The following is a 20,982-nucleotide window of genomic DNA, read 5'->3' as shown; positions in this document are numbered from 1 at the left end:
ATGTTTATTGCCCGCACTCTCACCCCCGATCTTATTCACATGGGCAAAGTGTTGGCAATTGTAGTCATCGCCTTAATGCTGCTAAGCAGCTGCGCCAAAATTATTAGTGTTACCACGAGTGAGCCGATCCAGATCAGCACCAACAAACGCACACTCGGAACTAAAATTAATGACCAACAACTGGAAACTTTTGCGCGCGTCAACCTCAATAAAGCCAGCGAACAACTTGAAGTTGCACACATCAATATCGATAGTTTTAATGGCTTGGTGCTCTTAACGGGTCAGGTGCCGAACGAACAACTCCGCAACCTCGCAGGCGACACCGTCGGAAAAATAAATTCAGTGCGGCAAGTGCACAACGAGCTGACCTTAGGTGCTCCTACTGGATTTCAAGCGCGCAGTAGAGACAGTTGGATTACTACCAAAATTAAAACCAAACTGGTCGCCAGCAGCATCCAAAGCCGCCGCATTCTGATTATTACCGAGGCGCAAACTGTATTTTTAATGGGATTGGTGTCGCGATACGAAGCCGATCGCATCACCAACGTTGCCAAAAATACGGATGGTGTAAAGCAAGTGGTTAAGGTATTTGAATACATCGATTAAGCACTGTTTTTACCGCAACACCTTTTGTCCCTTCTTTATTGACGATTGTCACCCAGCCAGCGCAGCCTCTGGCATTCTCTGTACATCCTGCTAGTATCATGCGCACCGCAGATCCGGTTTTATAAACATCACTTGGATAAAACGGCGAAAGCGTTATTTCATCCCCATGCAAAGGAAACACCCATGATCTCTACCATCATTCTTCTCGTGATTATTGCTGCACTGGTGTTTTACGTGATCGGGATTTACAACCAGTTAGTAGCGTTGAAAAATCGTTTTGAAAATGCGTTTTCGCAAATTGAAGTACAGTTAAAACGCCGCTATGACTTGATCCCTAACCTGGTTGAGACCGCCAAGGGCTATATCAAACATGAGCGCGAAACATTGGAAGCGGTCATCAATGCGCGCAATCAGGCGATGAATGGTTTACAAGCTGCCGCCGCAAATCCCGGTAGTGCGGTCGCCATGAATGAGCTCGCGGGCGCCGAAAGTTTATTAACCAGCGCGATGGGCCGTCTGAATGTCGTGATGGAAGCCTATCCGGATTTGAAAGCCTCACAAAATATGATGCAGGTTTCCGAAGAGCTGACCAGTACCGAAAATAAAGTCGCGTTCGCGCGTCAGGCGTTTAACGATGCGGTCACCGCCTACAACACCTACAAACAAAGCTTCCCTCCGGTTGTGTTTGCAAAAAGTTTTGGCCATGTCGACGACGCCAGTTTATTGGTGTTTGCCGATAGTGCCGAGATTCAGGCTGCACCCAAAGTACAGTTTTAACCATGCACAACTAAAGTCTTCCTTCTATATATAGAAGGAAGACTTTTAACGCTGGTCGCTGCCATTACATCTTCCTTCTTTATATAGAGCACTAGCTCACTTTTTATTGACAGGTTGCGCATGAATTTCTTTGAGCATCAGGATCGCGCGAGGCGCAATACCAATCATCTGATCCTGCTGTTAATACTTGCAGTACTTTCCCTTGTTGTCATTACCACATTGTTATTTGCAGCATTCGCTTATTTTACGCAAGAACACTATTCTGCCGATGTAGGGGAAACCGTCGGTTTGTGGCAGGGAATTATTAACGCACTGAGCCTGGAAACTTTTATCTTGATCGCTCTGGGGGTTAGCAGTGTTGTGCTGCTCGGAAGTTTATTTCGCTTTTTCCAATTGCGCGCGGGCGGCAAAAGTATTGCAGAGGCAATGGGCGGCCGTTTGTTATCCGGCAATACTGTCGATCCTGACGAGCGTAAAATACTGAATGTTGTTGAAGAAATGGCAATTGCATCCGGCGCCGCTGTTCCACCGGTATATTTAATTGAAGACGATGCAATTAATGCCTTTGCCGCAGGTTATCACCCCCAGGACGCGATCATCGGTATTACACGCGGCTGCATACACACATTGAATCGCGATGAGTTACAAGGGGTGATCGCCCATGAGTTCAGCCATATTTTTCATGGTGATATGCGCATCAATATGCGCTTGATTGCTCTCTTGCACGGCATTTTAGTCATCGGTTTGATTGGCGAGTTCTTAATTCGCAGCGCAAGCAACCGCAACATTCGGCGCTCCAGTAAAGATAATTCTCCTGCAGCGATTATGGGATTGGGCCTTGGGTTGTTAATAATTGGTTACAGCGGAATATTTTTTGGCAATTTGATCAAAGCCGCCGTAAGCCGCCAGAGGGAATTTCTTGCCGATGCCTCAGCAGTACAATTTACCCGCAACCCGGATGGTATCGCCGGTGCGCTGAAAAAAATTGGCGGTAGTAGTTATGGCTCGCAATTGCAGAATGAACATGCTGCCGAGTTCAGCCACATGTATTTTGGGCAGGGCGTAAAATCCTTTTTCAACTTGATGGCGACCCATCCACCACTGGAAGACAGGATTAAACGTATTCAGCCCAATTGGGATGGAGAGTTTGCAGAAACGACTTATATAAGAAGGAAGACTTCACATGACGACACCGGTGCGATGGGCTTTAGTGAAGGAGCAACAACCTATAAGGATGCAACAACTCGCGTTGCCGTTGATATTGATGCGACCTTAAACCAAATCGCTCGGCCAACACAGCCGCACGTTATTTACGCACGCGATCGTATCGCCGAAATCCCGCCACTATTAAAAGAAGCAGCACAAGTACCCGCTAGTGCGCGCGGATTGGTGTTTGGATTGTTGCTGGATCGCCAATGCGATTTACGCAGTCAACAACTCGCGCTCCTCAGCGAACATCTAACCGCTGCGGATCTGGATGACCTGAATAATATTATTACTACCGCTGCCGACCTGGATGCAAACCTGCGCTTGCCGGTAATTGAATTATGCCTGGCTGCACTCAAACAATTATCGCCAGATCAACATGCAGCATTTATACGCTGCCTGAATGTATTGATCAGTGCCGATCAAAAAGTCAGCCTGATGGAATGGGCAATCTATCGTATCGTGCTGCACAATACGGTTACCAATATTAAGCTGGTGCGCAATCGCCAACTCAGCGAAATGCGCGCAGAGTGTGAATTATTATTATCGCTGCTGGCCTATGCCGGTGCTCGCACCGAGCAGGATGCAGCGGCAGCATTTGCGCAAGCGCAAAAGGTACTGAACTTTTCCACGCTCACATTATTGCCGCGCGCGAGCATTAAATTGGCCGACGCCGATAAAGCGCTGGAACAACTTAACCTCACCAAGCCGTTGCAAAAACCCCAACTGCTGAAAGCCCTGAGTGAATGTGTATTGCACGATGGCCAGTTGAGTATTGCCGAAGCCGAACTCTTCCGCGCTATCGCCGATAGCCTCGACTGCCCTATTCCCCCGCTCATCACCGAGATGCGCAACTAATCATCCTGCCAAGCCTGCAGTTACACCAAACTGTCTACAACAATTGGAGTGCGAGCGGGTATAATGCGCCCAACTTTAGCTTGCTAACTTAAGACGAATCCCGCCAACCACCATGAGGTAATCACCTTGCAACTGGATAACGCATCTGTAGCGCAACTGCGCGAATGGGAAAGCCAACTGACTGAACAATATCAGGCTATCCTCGCCAAAAAACTCAATCTTGACCTGACCCGTGGCAAGCCTTCGGCAGAGCAATTAAATCTGTCGGATGAGCTTGATGGCCTGCTCAAGGGCAACTACATCGCCGCTGACGGCACCGACACCCGCAACTACGGCGGCCTCGACGGCCTGCCCGAAGCCAAACAACTGGGCGCCAACATCATGGGTGTTGAGCCAGCCAACGTGTTGGTAGGCGGGAGCTCTAGTCTGACCCTGATGTTCCAGATGATGCTGACAGCTCATCAGTTCGGTCTCAAAGATGCGTCAAGCGCTTGGAAAAACGAAGGTGAAGTTAAATTCATCTGCCCGGTTCCCGGTTATGACCGTCACTACACCGTGTGCGAGCAACTCGGCATCAAGATGATCAATGTGCCGATGACCTCAACTGGCCCGGATATGGACGCGGTTGAAACATTGCTCAAAGCGGACAAATCCATCAAGGGTATGTGGTGTGTTCCCAAGTACTCCAACCCAACGGGTGTGGTCTACAGCGACGAAACCGTTGAGCGTATCGCCAAACTCGGCCAAATCGCCAGCGCTAACTTCCGCGTATTCTGGGATAACGCTTATTCAGTCCACGACTTAACCGCCAATGCGCCGCAGCTTGCCAGTATTCTCGAAGCAACACGTCGCAACGGCACTGAAGACTCAGTTGTGCAATTTGCATCGACTTCAAAAATTACTCATGCGGGGTCTGGTGTCGCCTTTGTTGCTGCTAGCGCTGCGAACCTCGCTGGCTTCAAAAAGTTTTTGAACAGCTGCACTATCGGCCCGGACAAAGTAAACCAAATTCGCCACACCCGTTTGCTGCCAAACAAAGAAGCATTAATGGCACACATGGGCAAACACGCCGCACTTTTGAATCCACGTTTTGATGCAGTACTCACAGCATTGAGCAAAGCATTCGAAGGCACCGATTTAGGCGCATGGGAAAAACCAGTTGGTGGCTACTTCGTTTCTTTTGATACTCGCAAAAATTGTGCAAAAGAAACCGTTCGCCTTGCAGCAGAAGCAGGTGTGAAATTAACGCCCGCAGGCGCTACCTATCCCTATGGTAAAGACCCTGAAGATCGTAATATTCGTATCGCACCTTCAGTACCTACCGTATCGGAAGTCGTTGGTGCGATGGAAGTATTCGTGACCTGCGTAAAACTGGCATCAGTAAAACAACAGCTCGCGAGCCTCAGCTAATAAAACATTAGATACCACATAACAAAAAGCCGCTTTTATAGCGGCTTTTTGTTTTATTGCGCATATACAAGCAGAACCTCACTACCAATAAAAAGTTAGAGCTACCGCCTCACAACAAAGCGTTCTAACAAATCAGGATTAATTCCAAAACGCTTGCCCCGCTCGTAAAAATCCTTCCTATACTCCAATTAGCAAGAAGTTAATTGCTAAACGTTTTATCAACCATCCTTTTAACTATTTATGGATTGCTTACGTATTTGATAGCGGTGATGGATGCCATAACCAACAAATAGTGTTTAACCCTTTCTCTGCGCATTTCGCCACAGGAGATATTTGTATGGGTGTTGCTGCAACTGTAGAAAAATATCTAAAAGCAAAACAAATCGACTTCACGCTGCTGGAACATGACTACTGCGAAGGTTCATACAACACCGCACGTGTCGCACGCATTGACGACCACTGCCTTGCCAAAGGCGTTCTGTTACGCGATGAAGATTTTCATTACACGCTTTGTGTCTTACCCACACGCAATAAAATCCTCCGCCACACACTGAACCAAATTTTTGATCGGCACATGGAGCTGGTTGAAGAAGAGGAACTAACTGAAATCTTCAAAGACTGCGCTGAAGGCGCTATACCTGCATTAGGTGAAGCATACGGTATAGATGTGATATGGGACGAAGAATTGATGGGGGTTGAGGAAGTTTATATAGAAGCTGGCGATCACCGCCATCTGATCCGCTTAAAGCAACCTGACTTCGCCCAGCTCATGCAAGACAAACTCCACGATCACTTTAGCGCCGAACGTCCACGGCACAGCACACTGCCCAAAAAGTACATCCGCCACGAATACGAACTATAACCATCCACCAAATCACAGACATAAAAAAACCGCCATGTTTCCAAGGCGGTTTTTTTATTTCCAAGTACCGATTAATTAATTGTCGGTCGGCACGAGAACAACGTTAGGCGCTTTGGCTTCGCGCGCAGCATCTGCAACGGTGACATAAGTGCTGGTATTAGCACGACCACTTGCCTGGATAATCACTGCAGCTTTGGGGAACTCGGCACGCAGACGCTCGATATTTGAGCGAATAGCACGACCATCAACGCGACGCTCGCCTTCTTTCTCCATCAGCCAAATCTGATCGTCTGCAGAGATGCGCACCAGGATGTTAGGTTCGGCATCTTCTGGTGGAGGGTTATTGTTCGGCTCCGGCACGTTGGGGTTGATACCAGCCTCTTTCACAAAGGATGCGGTCACGATAAAGAAAATCAACATGATGAAAACCACGTCGAGCATCGGCGTCAAGTCAATCTCGTTAGTATCATCGACGGCACGGCTTTTATGTCTGCGGCTCACTGCGGGTACTCCTCGTGTTATTTGGAACGTTATAGTAAGTCTGTGGTAAAACGCCAATTCTAGCAGTTTTGGCAAAACAAAAACCAACCCTTTACCTGTCCCTTTTGGGAATTTACGCGAAATATTCAGGCAACCCAGAATGCATGCTCAATTATTGACCAGACCATAAGCCCCATCAAAATCTTTCCGCATGTGTCAAAAATCAGTCATGTGCCGGGACCAAAGCACGAATCCAGCTGATCCGTTGCAAGCTAATCTGATTGAATCCAATCACTGAATGCCTTCGGCGTAGCCACGCAGGCATACCTCTAAAAACATAACTCCAATACAAAACCCAAATAAGCGGATGCGTAACACCTAAACACGATACCGCCAGACTTATTCACGTCACCGATTGCGATACAAACCTGCGTCGCCACTGCGACCAATTTTATGCATTGCTTGTCGTTGAAGCGATTGATCCAAACCAACAACTCGCTCCAATATTACTCCCTGGAAACCAAGAACAGCTCCATGAGCAATTGAGCAACACGCTCAACATAAAAAGATATTTTGTATACCGGCATTCAACATTAACCCTGACTTTTCTCCCATCATTAAGTGCACTCACGTCCAGTAGATAAACCAGAGGAGCAACTAAGGCTTTTACTGCGAAGAAAAGTAAATCACCAAGCACGACAATATTTCCTTTAGCTGCAAGGTGCCTATTCGCCCGCGTCAAAAAATTGGAATTAGTCGTGTATATCACTCAATCATCGACTGCTTTAAAGAACAAATAAAATCCGGCTTATTCCTGGCGCCGCGCCGAACATAGGGACTCAACCCATCATGCGATAAATAAAATTACCGATCCTCCGTCAATGCAGGCGATACCCTCATGCAACACAATTTACAGATGCAGAAAGATTGATAAACACCAATCCTGATCATTAAAAATTGACACGCAGCATTAACATCGGCAATTTCTTCCGCTCACGTGAGCACGACTTGAAGCCTTATTAGCCATAAGTGGCCTATCCGACAACATTTTTACCTTGCTCCTCGATCAATTGCGGTTATACGAAAAATTAGCACGCAAATGGGTGTAAATGCTTCTCTAGCATCCCGCACTCACACCTAAACAATCCTAAATACTGTTGAGTGGGGTATTGTTCTACATAACAGCTGTTTTTTGTCGCCATCCAGCCAACACAAACCGTCGAAAACAATACGCAAAAGATCCTCTCTCGCTAAAACAGAATTGGGCACAGGGCAATACTCTGCGTTAGGGAAACCAATTGAGCGACTAAAAACGACGGTAATCACTATTATATTTTCTAAAATCGCCGGCTTTGAATTATTGATATGCGTTAAATCAACCGTTAACGAGACCCGGAAAGAGTTTCAGACAAAACCAAAACAACCATTCACAACCTAAACACAACCTGAAAAATGGATTGAAAATATCGCAACCAAATAAATTTTGGACATTGAAAGGGCAAAAAAGAGCGAGTGATGCATGGCTTGTTTTTTCTAACGCAGAGAGTAACTCATAGAAAAACTTTCCGAAAAATTCACAAAAACACATTTTTTTACTAAAAATCATCAAAAAAACGCATTTTTATTGACTATTTAACGCAAAAAACTTGAATTTTTTTAATAAAGTTTTAACTTATACATGTTGTACTTTTTAATCCATTTATCGACTTGTCGAAAACTATAAAGGAAGCACACCATGGCTGCACGTAAACAAACCGCTGTTAATACTGTTGCAAGTTTGGAACAGCAATTGGCTCAACTGAAAGCACAACTGGCAAAAGCTCGCGCAGCTCAAGCGGCTGATGCCGGTAAAGCTGTTGCTGGTTTGGCAAAAGATGCTGCTAAAGCAACTGCTGCATTGAAAGCCGCGCAAAGCAAATTGGCCGCTGCTGCTAAAAAGAAAACCCCAGGCTCAGCTAAGCAAGTTTCTGCAGCTAAAGCTGCTGTTGCTGCAGCAAAGAAAGATGCTACTGCTGCTAAAGCGGCTGTTGCCTCTGCCAAGAAAGAAGCTGCCGCTGCAAAAGCTGCTGCTAAACTTGCTGCCGCTCACGACAAAGCAGTTGCAAAAGCAGAAGCGGCTGTTGCCAAGCGCTTGAAAGCATCAGCTAAGAAAGCTGCTGCAAAAAGTAAAGTAGCTGAGAAAAAAGCTGCTGCTAAAGCCAAGTTAGCTGCTAAGAAAGCTGCTGCTAAAGCGAAAATAGCTGCGAAGAAGCAAGCTGTTAAAGCAAAAGCGGCTGCAAAGAAAGCTGCTTTGAAAAATAAAGCCGCAGCCAAGAAAGCTGCTGCTAAAGCTAAAGTTGCTGCCAAGAAAGCCGCAGCTAAAGCTAAAGCTGCAGCCAAGAAAACTGCAGCTAAAGCTAAAGTTGCAGCTAAGAAGCCTGCCGCCAAGAAAGCTGTAGTTGCCAAAAAACCAGCAGCGAAGAAAGCTGTAGCTAAGAAACCAGCTGCGAAAAAAGCTGTAGCTAAAAAGCCAGTAGCCAAGAAAGCTGTGGCAGCCAAAAAACCAGCTGTGAAAAAAGTTGCTGCTAAAAAGCCAGCCGGTGCTGCACCAGCTAAACGTGGTCGCAAGCCAAAAGCTGCTGCTCCTGTAGCCGCTGCTTAATTGCTATCGCCCCAATAAAAAAGGCACCTTCGGGTGCCTTTTTTATTGGATACTCAAACAACAATTATGGGACTGAGTTTTCCTGCAGCGCGATTTGGTTAAATACATAGGCGTACATTACCAGTCGATGCTCATCAGTTTGACTTGTAAACTCCAATCCGTAGCTAACCAATACTCCTTCACCGAGATTATCTGTCGGATCAACACGCGACCGAATCACACCCGTTAATATCAGGTCTCTTTTCACATCGCGTATATCTACCTGTGCCCTTAGCTCAAGAATATCGCCAATTTCAGCAATATCATCACTCAACTCTATCCGGGTGCCGCTTATACTCATGTCCGAGATAAATCCAGAGGCTTTAATTTTACTTTCCACACTGATATTGGTGACTTCAATTTTTTCGCGAACAGCAACGCGTGTTGCACCACGAATGCCTTTGAAGGTCACTGTTTCAGGATAACTGAGATGTAATATGGGATAGGGATCTTGTGTTTGGCTCTCAACAATACCGGCAAAAATGCCAATCCCATTATCGATCATTAAGCGGACTACAATTTTTTGCCCTGCCCTGAACTTGATCAGCTTACCTGCCTGCTTGGGCACTGACAGCAAAATACTGCGTCCAGGTAAACAACCAATTAATCGACAGGAAAAGCGCTCCGGTTGCCCTGCCAAGGTGGCAGTTTGCAACTGTAATGGGTAGCCATAGGTGAGTTTTAGCTCTTCAAATTTCATTGCCGCTACTACACTAATTATTGGAATGTTATTTTAGTAAGTGTAGCAGTAGAAAAAACTCTTGCCGCAAGGGCGGGGGGCGATCAATCAATACGCCTAGGATTCACGTTCGACGATATGCTGGTTTTGATTGAGCGTGTCGGCAGACAATACACCAAATTCTTTATTCCACTCTAACAGCAACAATGCCAATGCCTGGGATTGCTCATGGAGTGACACCAACTCCTCATGCGTATCTTTAGGACCAAGATACAGCTTTATTTGCCGATGTTTATTGGCCAACTCATGCTGTAAATGCTGGGACCGGTAAACTTCGAGCTTCCATCGCAAGTTATGCGCAGTATTGCGGTAATAGGAAAGTTTGGTTTGCCGAGATATTGGGCTCACTGAATTTAATGGGCCAAACACATTAAAATCCAACGCCAGCACCATAGATTCTTTTGCCGCAGCATCAGCAATTACGGTTGCCGTTCGCGCCTGTCCCATTAACTGTGCCAAATCACCGAACACTTCACCTGGCGTAACATAATTAACAAGGTCGCCTTGTAACGCCTGATCGACATAAACTGCCAGTTTCCCTTTAAGCAAGAAATAGAGCCAATTACCGGTATCACCTTTTTGCAAAACAATTTCGCCAGGTAGGTAAGAGACAACCCGCGAGGCTTGCAGTAACAACTCAAACTGTTTTAGATCCTGCTGCCTTACTGCTTTGAAGAAGGGGATACCCGATAATAAATGATCGAGTGTATCTCGCGGTACCTTGTGCAGAGGTTTCGTTTCCATCATCTACCCGTATGTATATATGTTTTTTATCATTAATTCACTACGAATCAAACCAGAGTGACTAATCCTGCCGTAAAACTCCTTGGATAGGCATGATACTACCGAAAATTTATATAACAACTATAGTCAAATTATCTCTGAAGTACGCTCTAACACTTTTTTTCTATATTATATCCCCGTACAACGTATAAGATTCAGCCTACACCACTGGACGATAAACCAAACCAAAACCACAAAGTCCCTAAAGATAGAGAGTAGTAAGACTATGCGCTTCAACCATCTATTCCGAGTTCTCACCTGTATCTCGCTATTAATGTTATGCCAACTCACTCGCGCTGAACCCATGCTCAATGGTATTGGCGTACATCAGGAATTAGGCCGGGAAGTGTTTATCGGCGCACTCTACTCTGAGTCGCTCAGCAATGATCCCGATACTCTTATGAATAATGTCCAGCCGATGCGCATGGAACTGAAAATAGTGGCACCTGATGGGTTAACGACTCGCCGCTTCAGCCGCATGTGGATTGAAGGCATGGCCGTCAACAGCAAAGCGGATGCGCTCACTGCACAAGCCGATAACATGGTGAAGTTTGATGGTTTGTTTAAAGGCCGTTTTCTAAAAGATGATTTCATCAGCTTTATTAATAATCCCGGCAAGGGCGTCGATATTGCAGTGAATGGTGTGCTGCTGGGCAACATTGATGACAACGCCTTTTTTTCTATGCTGTTATCAACCTGGATTGGCAAAATTCCACTCTCATCCGATTACCGCGATAGCCTTCTTAAAGTGGGCGATGTTGATGCAGGTTTACGTAGCCGCTTCAGCGCGATATCACCAGCGGCTGCGCGCACAGCAGAGGTTAAAACCTGGACTGGCGCTCAAGTCGAAGTAAAAACAGCAGCAGCTTCATCATCCAAATCTTCAGTCAACGCGAAAGTCGAGGTGGCAACGATAGCAAAAACCGAGCTGCCAAAATTGGAGGTTCCCGCGCTTGAAAAACCAGCCTTGGATATTCCAGTTCCTGCGCCACAAGCAGAAAAGCCTGCGCCTGTTACAGCCGCCGCTGCTAGCACACCTGCTAAACCAGTGGCGGTTGCTGCTGCAAAAGTTGAGGAAGAAGAGGAAGAAGGCCCGGCACTAACGGCACAAAGTCTGTTGGCTCGTCAGTTTTATGTATCTGATGTCATCAAAAAAATCCGCGGCAAAACCAAATATCCGCAACGCGCATTGGATCGAGATCAGGAAGGGAGCGTGCGTGTTGCTATCGTTATCGATCGTGAAGGCACTGTTCTCAGCACCAACATTTTGGAAACCAGCAAGTTTGATATGCTAAATAAAGAAGCCCTTGAAGCGATAAAACGCTCAGCACCTTTCCCCGCTTTACCGGCAGAAATAGCGGGCTCGCGATTTGAGTTTACGGTACCTATGCGTTGGACCCTGCCGAAATAAAATCTGCACCATCTTGATACCAATAAAAAGGCCACCCTCTGCGGTGGCTTTTTTATTGCAACTGAAATCAAATCACTAGCCCAGTTGACGCAAGCGCTGCTCTATCACCTTATGGATTCCACTGCGCTCCAAGGTTGAGTGCTCTGCCAAACGATCCAGATGGATGGCATGTAAGTGCAAGCAAGGGGTTGAGGCATCCAATTCACGCAAATCCCCTTTCATTAACACCGGTAGAAAGGGTTTATGCGGCGGGAGTTTTTGACGAACAATATTCAAGCCCATTTGCAGTGGTACAGCACGATATTTAACGGTGCCACTTCGAAAGGGAATACGCAAAAACAAACAGGGACGCGATTGGTAAATGCCGGGAATAATTTCCATCCCGGTGGGTGTAACTGCATTGGGGGGGATACCATTGAAGGTATCGTGCGGCATATAGGGATTCGGCAAAATCACCAACTTTCGATCTTCTTCCTTGGGAAAGAAAATATTGTAGTTTGTATAGAGCTGTTCCACTGAGCTGGAATAGACACAGAGTTTATTTTCAAACCCCATAACAAAATCCACCGCACGCTGGCGCTGGTTAAATGCATCCAGATCCCAAATAAGATCCTTATTGTCGGAAGCTGCTGTCAAAGTTGCGCCTGTTTTAGTTGATAATAGTAATGGTCTGAGTATAACCGAGCGAAGGGCGCCTAACATCCAGCTTAGCAGTCCAGTGCCTCAACCTTCGCCAAAATCCAACGAATTTGAGTTAAACCACTTTCACTCAGTAAAAAACCAGTGCGCGTATGGCCAAGATATTCTTTTTCATCAATCGCTGCACAGGCATCGCGAAAGGGTTCTAGCTCCGGGCAATGGCGAAACGACGAGGACAAAAAAATCGCCCAATCATTTTCGCTGGCCTGCCCCACCAATACCTTTTGCAACAGCTCGACCAAGTCTTCCCTGGTCATCTGGTAACGCGGAGTTTTTACCCACAGCAATACCCCTATAACACTCAGGAATACGGCCAAGGTGATAAAAAAAACGAGCATCTATTAGTGCTCGCGAGTCGCGCGGAAGACCACATCAGGATGCCGCTCTTGGGTAAGGGATAAATTTACCCGTGACGGCGCGAGATAGGTGAGGTGGCCACCGCCATCCAATGCCAAATTTTCAGCACATTTGCGATTAAACTCTTCCAGCTTTTTCGGATCAATACAATCGCACCAGCGCGCGGTGGTGACGTTGACCGGTTCATAAACTGCTTCCACTTTATATTCATCTTTCAAACGATAGGCGACCACCTCAAATTGCAGAACGCCCACTGCGCCCACAACGATATCGTTATTGTTAATGGGAAAAAATACTTGCGTGGAACCCTCTTCCGATAACTGCTGCAAACCTTTTTGCAGCTGTTTCATTTTAAGTGGATCTTTCAAGCGGATGCGGCGGAATAATTCCGGTGCAAAGTGCGGAATACCAGTGAACTTCAAATTTTCGCCTTCAGTGAAAGTATCGCCGATTTGAATGGTACCGTGGTTGTGCAACCCGATAATATCGCCTGCAATAGCCTCATCAACAGCACTGCGGTCACCCGCCATAAACGTCACTGCATCGGCAATTTTCACATCCTTGCCCAGACGCACATGCTTCATCTTCATGCCTTGCGAATAAGTGCCGGAGCAGATACGCATAAACGCTATGCGGTCGCGATGTTTGGGATCCATGTTGGCTTGAATCTTAAAAATAAAACCGCTGAATTTTTCTTCGCCCGGTTCAACCAATCGTTCATGAGTGGCGCGCGCGCGCGGTGTCGGAGCCCATTCAACAAAACCATCCAGCATTTCACGCACACCAAAGTTGCCCAGCGCAGTACCAAAAAATACCGGCGTCATACGGCCAGCGAGGTATTCCTCCAAATCAAATTGGTTCGTTGCGCCGCGTACAAATTCAATTTGGTCGCGCACATCCTGCGCATAGGCACCGAGCAATTTTGTGGCTTCTGCACTATCGAGGCCTTTGATTTGGATATCGTCGGGAATCGTGTGACCCATCCCCTGCTGATAAACATGAATCACATCGGTATAAAAATTATAAACGCCGACAAATTCTTTACCGCTACCTAACGGCCAATTGATTGGCGCTGCGGTAATTTTTAACACGTTTTCAATTTCATCAAGTAGCTCAACGGCATCGCGGCTTTCGCGATCCATTTTATTGATGAAGGTTAAAATTGGAGTGTCGCGCAGGCGGCAGACTTCCATCAATTTAATCGTGCGATCCTCTACACCTTTCGCGCCGTCGATCATCATCAACACAGAATCTACTGCGGTAAGTGTGCGATAAGTATCTTCCGAGAAATCTTCGTGGCCGGGGGTATCAAGCAAATTGACGATGCGATCCTTGTAGGGAAACTGCATCACCGAGGAGGTCACGGAAATACCGCGTTCCTGCTCCATGGTCATCCAATCCGATTTGGCATGGGGACCGCGCTTGCCTTTAACCGAGCCCGCTAATTGAATGGCATTGCCCCACAGCAATAATTTTTCCGTCACCGTGGTTTTACCGGCATCCGGGTGGGAAATAATCGCAAAGGTGCGACGCTTGGCGAGTTCAGCAGTTAAATTAATCATAAAAATATCGCGTCAAAAGAGAAAAATAAAAAGATACAAAAGAAGTGCGGGAATTATACCCTGTGAGTTATCCCTTGGTGGGAAGCTTCGGCGGAGAATTCTCAGCGTGCTATGGCTCAGCAGAAGCTGCTTGCTGGTGGATATGTTTTCTTAGCCACAGCCACGCCCATAGGCCCAGCAAAAGATTGGCGAGTGCAGTCGCGACAAAAAGCCCCGTCATGCCCCACCAATGTTGTCCAAGCCAAGCCAGCGGTAAATACACATAAAGCACGCGGCCGGCAGATATCAGCATCGCTGGCCAAGGGCGCCCCAAACCATTGAAAGCCGCGTTGACCGCCATCACCAAACCATAGGCGCCGTAGCTGATCGGCACAATCATAAGATAGGTTGCGGTAATGGTAACCACTTCGGCGTGATCGCCAAATAACCCCGCAATTTCTGCCCCTAAAAAGCCAAGTACGACCGCTAATATCACACCAAAAACCAAACAAAAAACCGTGAGCACGCGCAGGGCTTCATATAAACGGTCCAGTTTTCCTGCACCGAAGTTCTGCCCGAAAAACGGCCCTACCACACCGGAAAGCGCATAGAAAACTATCAGCGCCAGAGGTTCGATACGCATTGCAATTCCCAGTGCTGCTACCGCATCGGTACCATAGGCAGCGACCATCGCCACCACAATCGCACTGGCAAAAGGGATAATGACGTTGGCGACCATGGCGGGTACGCCCACTTCAACAATTGTCATCCAGGATTTCTTTAGCTTTTCCCAAGGCAAAAATGGATTGACTAACATGTGCACACGCGCATGCAAAATATAAAGGGCAACTACCAGCATTAACGCACGAGTAAACAGTGTGGCTAACGCTGCGCCTTGTAGACCCAATGCTGGAAAACCGAACAAACCGAAAATCAAAATAGGATCGAGCAGCACATTGAGCAGTGCAGCGCCCCCCATCAAATAGCCCTGCACCTGGCTCATGCCCATTGCCCGGAGCGCCGATAGGCACACCATAGGCACCATCAAACAGGGCGCACTGAAATACCAAATGGACATGTAGGAGCGAATCAGCGGAATCAAATCCGGTGTAGCGCCCAGCGCGAGAAACAGGGGTTCAAGTGTGATCCATCCCAATAAGCACACACTCGCCGAGATGATGAACGTGAGGCTCATGGCGTCGGTAGCAAGCCGCCGCGCCTTGCTGGAATCGCCCTCGCCAATTGCGCGGGCGACAGCCGATGATGTGCCAGCCCCCAGACCAATACCCAGACTGGTGAGCACCATAATAATCGGAAAGGTAAAGCTCAGGGCGGCCAGGGGTTCGCGCCCCAATTGGGCGATGAAAAAGGTTTCTATCGCATTGAGCGACATGGTCGCCATCAGCCCCCAGACCAGAGGCAAAGCCAGGGTTTTTAGCTGTTCAGAGACCCGTCCTTCGGTAAGGGTTGCTGGTAAGGGGGTTGTCATAAACGCTGCCGGCTGTTGTAACCAAGAAAAGGCGATCAAAAAATGGCGTGCAGTATACACCAGTCCCTATGCGCGGCTCCGCTTTGAGCAGAGTGAAGCGCGACAAAGTGTCGCACCACCGATTTCCCGCTAAAGCAGTTTGCGCGGCATCAGTTCGCTATAATCCACCTCTCCAGCCACTGCTTACCCGGACTCCAATGCCTCAAAAGACTATGATCAATGCGCCCTTCACCTTGGCTGGCCACGCGCAGCATTTGGGTTATTGGGTGATTATCCGCACCTTGATTTTGATTTGCCTCGGTATCGCCGCCGTTATCTTTTTGTGGGATGGTACGGTCAACTTGCCGTTTACTGAAATTCTCACTGCACTGGTTATTCTGACGAGTGTCAACCTGCTCACGTTTGTGCGTTTGCGCAAACCATTAGCCGTCACCCAGATGGAGTTTTTTATCCAGCTACTGGTAGATTTAGCCTGTTTAACTGCGGTGTTTTACTTTAGCGGCGGCGCCAACAATCCATTTGTTTCCTATTTTTTAGTACCTATCTGTATTTGTGCAGCAACCTTAAGTGGCCGCTATACACTCGCCATTGCCGGTTTAAGTGTTATGAGTTATTCGCTGCTACTATTTTTCCACATCCCCTTGCCCATCCTCTCTCCCCATCACCACCAAGCCGACCACTCAATCAATTTGCATGTGCTCGGTATGTGGCTGAATTTTTTTATCAGCGCCTGTCTGATTACTTACTTTATTGTGAAAATGGCGCGCGACCTGCGCGCACAAGAAGCGCAATTAAATCGCTGGCGCGAAGACCAATTGCGCGATGAGCAAGTAATGGCTGTAGCTACACTTGCGGCGGGAACTGCCCATGAACTGGGCACGCCTTTATCGACAATGAAACTCTTGCTCAGTGAGTTGCGCACCGAATACAAAAACGTTGATCCACTGCAAAAAGATTTGCAATTATTGCAGGAACAGGTCAACCAATGTGCCAACACCTTGCGCGAATTGGTTGCCACTGCGGAGCAAACCAAAGACGGGCAATTACCCAGCGACAATATCAGCAACTACTGCAACACCTTAATCGAGCGCTGGAAAATTATGCGCCCCGATGTCATCGCTACAATTAATATTGCACCTGATCAACCGGAAATGATTGTGCAATTTCATCCAACTATTGCCCAGGCAATTATCAATCTATTGAATAACGCGGCCGATGCCAGTCCGCAAGATATCGAAATTGATATCCACTGGACTGCACAAAATATGCTGTGGACTATTAAAGATAGCGGTGCGGGAATTGCCGAAGAAGTGACTGCTCATTTGGGTAAATCATTTATCTCAACTAAAACCAAAGGACTCGGTATTGGTTTGCTGTTGACGCAGGCTACGATTAATCGCTACGGCGGAACTGTATCGCTCCATAATCGCGTACCGCGTGGCACTATTACACGTCTCGAATTACCTATCACACTTGTATCACCGACAGAGCCACTCGCAATATGAGCGCAACGACCACGGATTTTTTAATTGTAGATGATGACCAAACCCTGGCGGGCATGCTTGAGCGCGTACTGCATAGACGCGGTTTTTCAACAATATCAGCAAGCAATGCAACCCAGGCGCTACAACTAGCTAGCAGTGTTGATTTTGCACGGGCTATTGTCGATTTGAAATTAGGTAGTGATTCAGGCCTGCAACTAATACATGAATTAAAATTGCGTCAACCGGAACTGGCGATAGTAATGCTGACCGGGTATTCGAGTATTTCAACCGCCGTCGAAGCGGTAAAATTAGGTGCAGTAAATTATTTATGCAAGCCCGCAGATGCCGATGAAATCCTTGCTGCGTTTGGAGAGCAAAAACAGCAATCCGCTATTGAGCCAACTTATACACCGCTCTCAATTGACCGTTTGGAGTGGGAGCACATTCAAAAAATACTGCAGGAAAATGATGGCAATATCTCCGCAACAGCAAGGGCATTGGGTATGCATCGCCGCACACTACAACGCAAACTTCATAAGCGTCCTGTGAAGCAATAAATTCCGTGGATGTTTTTACAAAAGCTGCCGCGCCATTAAAAGTGCATCTTCATGGCCATTAACAGTAGGATAATAATTTTTGCGCTGACCAACTTCGAAAAAATCCTCTCTTTCATAAAGTGCAATTGCCTTGCGATTAGACATACGCACCTCCAAAAACAACATATCCGCTTTTGCTTTAACGCAATTCACAGCATGAGCCAATAAGCACTGACCTATTCCTTTGCGCTGATAAGCCGGTGCAACTGAAATATTCAGCAACTCAGCATCGCCGCCACCATGAGTAACAACCACATAACCCACCAAAATTCCCTTATGTTCTGCCAACCAACATTTTTGCCGACCGTTTAAGCAGTCTTCAAAACTGGATTGTCGCCAAGGGTGAGAATGAGCGATACGCTCAAGCGCCATTACGTGCGGAATATCCTCCGCCGTGATTAAACGGAATTGCAATGCCAAGCCAGTGTGGGTTTCGCACGCGAGGGAAAGTTCTTCGGTCATTGTTTTAATTTCGGTGTAAAAGCAAAACTACGGCAGACAAGCCCATAATCTGGATTTTTGTGAAGGGTTTTGCAGCAGCTGATTAAGGCTCGGCAAGATCAATGCTTGCAAAGACATATCCTTGATAGGTTGCGCTGTCCAACATATTGCCGCCCAATCGCTACTTGCATCCAACCAATAGCGCGCAGCACTTTCGCCCATCAACCATAGGTTATGAATAGGGCGCAATTCATTTTCTACCGCAAGCCAAGTCTGCAATTCATTGCGCGCATCATCCTCAGTGCGCGATACAAACCGGTTCTCAATCATCGGCCAACGCAAGACCTCTTCGCCAAGCGCAGGCTGTACTGCCTTTAGATGCACACGTAAAAGATTATTAAGCAGAACCTCAGTAGGCAATGCCAGCTTCGTGTTACGCGAATCTATAATTAAAAAACCAGGCTGGGGGCGATAAACACTCAGTGAAAAAGGTTGTACAACCGGCGCTTTTTTTTCTTCCAATTGCTGCAGAATCACTGCAGCATTGATTGCCAGAGGCGCCTTTTTTTGCTCGCCCAAATCGGCCATTGCCGTTAATACATTCGGTGCAGAGGGTTTACTTTCGATCCTAGTTTCTATTGTTACAGCCTCCAAAGACGCAGGAGTTGCAGCAACAGGAATATCAAACACTGGTAGCACACAGGCAACTGAAACAGGGCCAGAAGGCATGAGCCAGCGCGGGGCATAATTTTCTATGCCGAGCGCCGATAAATAGGCTTGCCGCTGCAATTCATTCATAACCAGATCAGATTCCGTCGTGTTGTGGATGGGCTTTGGCGGCATGAGCGCTTAACAAATTAAGTGCGTGCAAATATGCCTTTGCCGATGCAGTAACAATATCAGTATCAGCACCAACACCGTTAACAATTTGGCCATCATGTTCCAGGCGCACAGTGACATCGCCAAGTGAATCAGTTCCCTGGGTAATAGCATTGACTGAATAAAGCTGTAAATGTGAGCCGCTATTTACCAAACTTTCTATCGCTTTAAATGTAGCGTCAACCGGACCAGAACCTATAGCATCCGCACTGACAGATTTACCCCGTATTTTTACTTCCACTTTCGCGCGAGGGCTCTGGCCTGTTTTACAAACCACCTCCATCTCACCTAATTCATAAACATCAACCAGGGTATGTGCTTGGGTATCGCTGACCAACGCCTGCAAATCTTCATCAAAAATTTCATGTTTTTTATCAGCGAGGTCTTTGAATTTTACGAACGCAGCATTGAGCGCATCATTGTCTGCAAAGCTAATCCCCAGTGCTTCAAAACGCGCTTTTACCGCCGCTCGCCCGGAGTGCTTTCCCAGCACCAGTTTATTGGTATTCCAACCCACATCTTCTGCACGCATGATTTCATAAGTTTCACGGTGTTTTAAAATACCATCTTGATGAATACCTGACTCATGTGCAAATGCATTAGCGCCAACAATGGCTTTATTGGGTTGGACAGGAAAGCCTGTAATACTGGAAACCAAGCGCGATGTAGGCACTATGTGACTGATATCGATACAGGTTTCAACGGGCACTAAATCCGTGCGCGTTTTAACCGCCATGACAATTTCTTCAAGCGCAGCGTTGCCAGCGCGCTCACCCAGACCATTAATCGTGCATTCAACTTGTCTTGCACCATGCATAACAGCAGAGAGTGAATTAGCAACGGCAAGGCCAAGATCATTATGGCAATGAGTGGAAAAAATAGCTTTATCCGAGTTAGGGATAGCTTCAATTAAACGGCGAAATAAGAATCCATATTCACCTGGTTCCCCGTAGCCGACAGTATCCGGTAAATTGATTGTGCGAGCGCCTGCATCAATTACCGACTCAATGATGCGACACATAAAATCGAATTCGGAACGGCTGGCATCTTCGAGGGAGAATTCAACATCATCGGTAAATTGCCGTGCTAATTTAATCGCCGCCACCGCCTGCTCCAATACTTTGGGAGGCTCCATTTGCAGCTTGTATTTCATATGAATCGGTGATGTTGCAATAAAAGTGTGGATACGGCCAGCGTTTGCAGGTTTTATTGCTTCGCCAGCGCGCTCAATATCGCCCTTTATCGCACGCGCCAAACTGCACACAGTTGAATCTTTAATAACTTCTGCCACAGCACGAACCGACTCAAAATCTCCTTGGCTCGCAATTGCAAAACCTGCCTCAATAACATCGACGTGCATTTTTTCCAGCATCTTTGCGATACGCACTTTTTCATCGCGGGTCATAGATGCACCGGGACTTTGCTCTCCGTCACGCAAAGTGGTATCAAAAATGACGAGTTTATCTTTCTGTGTCATATAGTTTTGCCAGAAGGAAAATCTGATTAATTATAAATCAATATAGGAAAGAACAAGCACTAAGTCTTCGGGTAATTAAGGCAGCGTGATTCTGCAGCCCCTAAAAGCGCAATGAGAGAGGTTGGAATCTCTGCGCCTGATGCTGAAGCTATAAAAAGATTGCGTAACAAAACGGCGGATCAAAAAAAACGCCCTGCAGTTACCTGA

At 47.0% G+C, this 20,982-nt stretch carries 19 protein-coding genes; 9 read left to right on the top strand and 10 right to left on the bottom strand.

Going from position 1 to position 20,982, the window contains the following annotated elements:
- The 5 genes from B4E62_RS19190 (at position 1) to B4E62_RS19170 (ending at position 5,719) form a co-directional block, all read left to right on the top strand.
- Positions 1 to 606, top strand: coding sequence for a BON domain-containing protein (locus B4E62_RS19190; protein ID WP_331353192.1), 606 nt, complete (start codon positions 1 to 3; stop codon positions 604 to 606).
- 183 nt (positions 607 to 789) lie between these two features.
- Complete coding sequence (locus B4E62_RS19185; protein ID WP_310075369.1) at positions 790 to 1,383, top strand: LemA family protein; 594 nt, start codon at positions 790 to 792, stop codon at positions 1,381 to 1,383.
- A gap of 120 nt (positions 1,384 to 1,503) precedes the next feature.
- Complete coding sequence (locus B4E62_RS19180) at positions 1,504 to 3,447, top strand: M48 family metallopeptidase (protein ID WP_331353191.1); 1,944 nt, start codon at positions 1,504 to 1,506, stop codon at positions 3,445 to 3,447.
- Between the two features lie 126 nt (positions 3,448 to 3,573).
- Positions 3,574 to 4,857: an aminotransferase class I/II-fold pyridoxal phosphate-dependent enzyme gene (locus B4E62_RS19175; protein ID WP_310075372.1), complete on the top strand. Its 1,284-nt coding sequence runs from the start codon at positions 3,574 to 3,576 to the stop codon at positions 4,855 to 4,857.
- A gap of 337 nt (positions 4,858 to 5,194) precedes the next feature.
- Complete coding sequence (locus tag B4E62_RS19170) at positions 5,195 to 5,719, top strand: YbaK/EbsC family protein (protein WP_331353190.1); 525 nt, start codon at positions 5,195 to 5,197, stop codon at positions 5,717 to 5,719.
- Positions 5,720 to 5,794: 75 nt separating this feature from the next.
- Here B4E62_RS19170 and B4E62_RS19165 read toward each other — a convergent pair whose 3' ends face one another.
- Positions 5,795 to 6,220, bottom strand: a complete 426-nt coding sequence (locus tag B4E62_RS19165) for a biopolymer transporter ExbD (protein WP_310075376.1) — start codon at positions 6,218 to 6,220, stop codon at positions 5,795 to 5,797.
- Between the two features lie 1,714 nt (positions 6,221 to 7,934).
- On the opposite strand from B4E62_RS19165, the gene B4E62_RS19160 reads away from it, so the two are divergent.
- Positions 7,935 to 8,840 carry a hypothetical protein gene (locus B4E62_RS19160; protein WP_331353189.1) on the top strand — a complete coding sequence of 302 codons (906 nt, stop codon included), beginning with the start codon at positions 7,935 to 7,937 and terminating at the stop codon, positions 8,838 to 8,840.
- Between the two features lie 64 nt (positions 8,841 to 8,904).
- On the opposite strand, the gene B4E62_RS19155 is transcribed toward B4E62_RS19160, so the two are convergent.
- Positions 8,905 to 9,579 carry a flagellar brake protein gene (locus B4E62_RS19155; protein WP_310075379.1) on the bottom strand — a complete coding sequence of 225 codons (675 nt, stop codon included), beginning with the start codon at positions 9,577 to 9,579 and terminating at the stop codon, positions 8,905 to 8,907.
- A 96-nt stretch (positions 9,580 to 9,675) separates the two neighbouring features.
- Complete coding sequence (locus tag B4E62_RS19150) at positions 9,676 to 10,365, bottom strand: cyclic nucleotide-binding domain-containing protein (protein ID WP_331353188.1); 690 nt, start codon at positions 10,363 to 10,365, stop codon at positions 9,676 to 9,678.
- Between the two features lie 340 nt (positions 10,366 to 10,705).
- Here B4E62_RS19150 and B4E62_RS19145 point away from each other — a divergent pair, with 340 nt between their 5' ends.
- On the top strand, positions 10,706 to 11,812 hold the full coding sequence (locus tag B4E62_RS19145; protein ID WP_310075384.1) for a TonB family protein: 1,107 nt from the start codon (positions 10,706 to 10,708) through the stop codon (positions 11,810 to 11,812).
- A 75-nt stretch (positions 11,813 to 11,887) separates the two neighbouring features.
- Here the strand turns inward: B4E62_RS19145 and B4E62_RS19140 are convergent, their stop codons facing one another.
- The 4 genes from B4E62_RS19140 to B4E62_RS19125 all read right to left on the bottom strand — a co-directional run bounded on the left by B4E62_RS19140 (position 11,888) and on the right by B4E62_RS19125 (position 15,898).
- Positions 11,888 to 12,448, bottom strand: coding sequence for a hypothetical protein (locus tag B4E62_RS19140; RefSeq protein ID WP_310075386.1), 561 nt, complete (start codon positions 12,446 to 12,448; stop codon positions 11,888 to 11,890).
- 71 nt (positions 12,449 to 12,519) lie between these two features.
- Positions 12,520 to 12,849 carry a hypothetical protein gene (locus B4E62_RS19135; protein ID WP_310075388.1) on the bottom strand — a complete coding sequence of 110 codons (330 nt, stop codon included), beginning with the start codon at positions 12,847 to 12,849 and terminating at the stop codon, positions 12,520 to 12,522.
- Between the two features lie 3 nt (positions 12,850 to 12,852).
- Complete coding sequence (locus B4E62_RS19130) at positions 12,853 to 14,430, bottom strand: peptide chain release factor 3 (RefSeq protein ID WP_310075390.1); 1,578 nt, start codon at positions 14,428 to 14,430, stop codon at positions 12,853 to 12,855.
- Positions 14,431 to 14,539: 109 nt separating this feature from the next.
- Positions 14,540 to 15,898 carry an MATE family efflux transporter gene (locus B4E62_RS19125; protein WP_310075392.1) on the bottom strand — a complete coding sequence of 453 codons (1,359 nt, stop codon included), beginning with the start codon at positions 15,896 to 15,898 and terminating at the stop codon, positions 14,540 to 14,542.
- A 197-nt stretch (positions 15,899 to 16,095) separates the two neighbouring features.
- Here B4E62_RS19125 and B4E62_RS19120 point away from each other — a divergent pair, with 197 nt between their 5' ends.
- Together B4E62_RS19120 and B4E62_RS19115 are read left to right on the top strand one after the other, a co-directional pair.
- Positions 16,096 to 17,403, top strand: a complete 1,308-nt coding sequence (locus B4E62_RS19120; RefSeq protein WP_331353187.1) for an ATP-binding protein — start codon at positions 16,096 to 16,098, stop codon at positions 17,401 to 17,403.
- Complete coding sequence (locus tag B4E62_RS19115; protein ID WP_331353186.1) at positions 17,400 to 17,939, top strand: response regulator transcription factor; 540 nt, start codon at positions 17,400 to 17,402, stop codon at positions 17,937 to 17,939. The genes B4E62_RS19120 and B4E62_RS19115 overlap by 4 nt, the downstream gene beginning before the upstream one ends.
- A gap of 15 nt (positions 17,940 to 17,954) precedes the next feature.
- Here the strand turns inward: B4E62_RS19115 and rimI are convergent, their stop codons facing one another.
- The 3 genes from rimI to B4E62_RS19100 are packed head-to-tail and all read right to left on the bottom strand — an operon-like array spanning position 17,955 to position 20,775.
- On the bottom strand, positions 17,955 to 18,440 hold the full coding sequence (rimI, locus tag B4E62_RS19110; protein WP_331353185.1) for a ribosomal protein S18-alanine N-acetyltransferase: 486 nt from the start codon (positions 18,438 to 18,440) through the stop codon (positions 17,955 to 17,957).
- 27 nt (positions 18,441 to 18,467) lie between these two features.
- On the bottom strand, positions 18,468 to 19,217 hold the full coding sequence (locus B4E62_RS19105; protein WP_331353184.1) for a hypothetical protein: 750 nt from the start codon (positions 19,215 to 19,217) through the stop codon (positions 18,468 to 18,470).
- A gap of 7 nt (positions 19,218 to 19,224) precedes the next feature.
- Positions 19,225 to 20,775 (bottom strand): 2-isopropylmalate synthase, encoded by a 1,551-nt coding sequence (locus tag B4E62_RS19100; RefSeq protein ID WP_331353183.1) that lies wholly within the window; start codon positions 20,773 to 20,775, stop codon positions 19,225 to 19,227.
- Positions 20,776 to 20,982: the final 207 nt, after the last annotated feature.

The sequence above is a fragment of the Cellvibrio sp. UBA7671 genome, from assembly GCA_002483145.1.
GTDB classification, from domain to species: Bacteria; Pseudomonadota; Gammaproteobacteria; order Pseudomonadales; family Cellvibrionaceae; genus Cellvibrio; species Cellvibrio fibrivorans.
The sequence above is the reverse complement of the archived record's forward strand: the minus strand, read 5'-3'. Positions and strand labels throughout refer to the sequence as shown.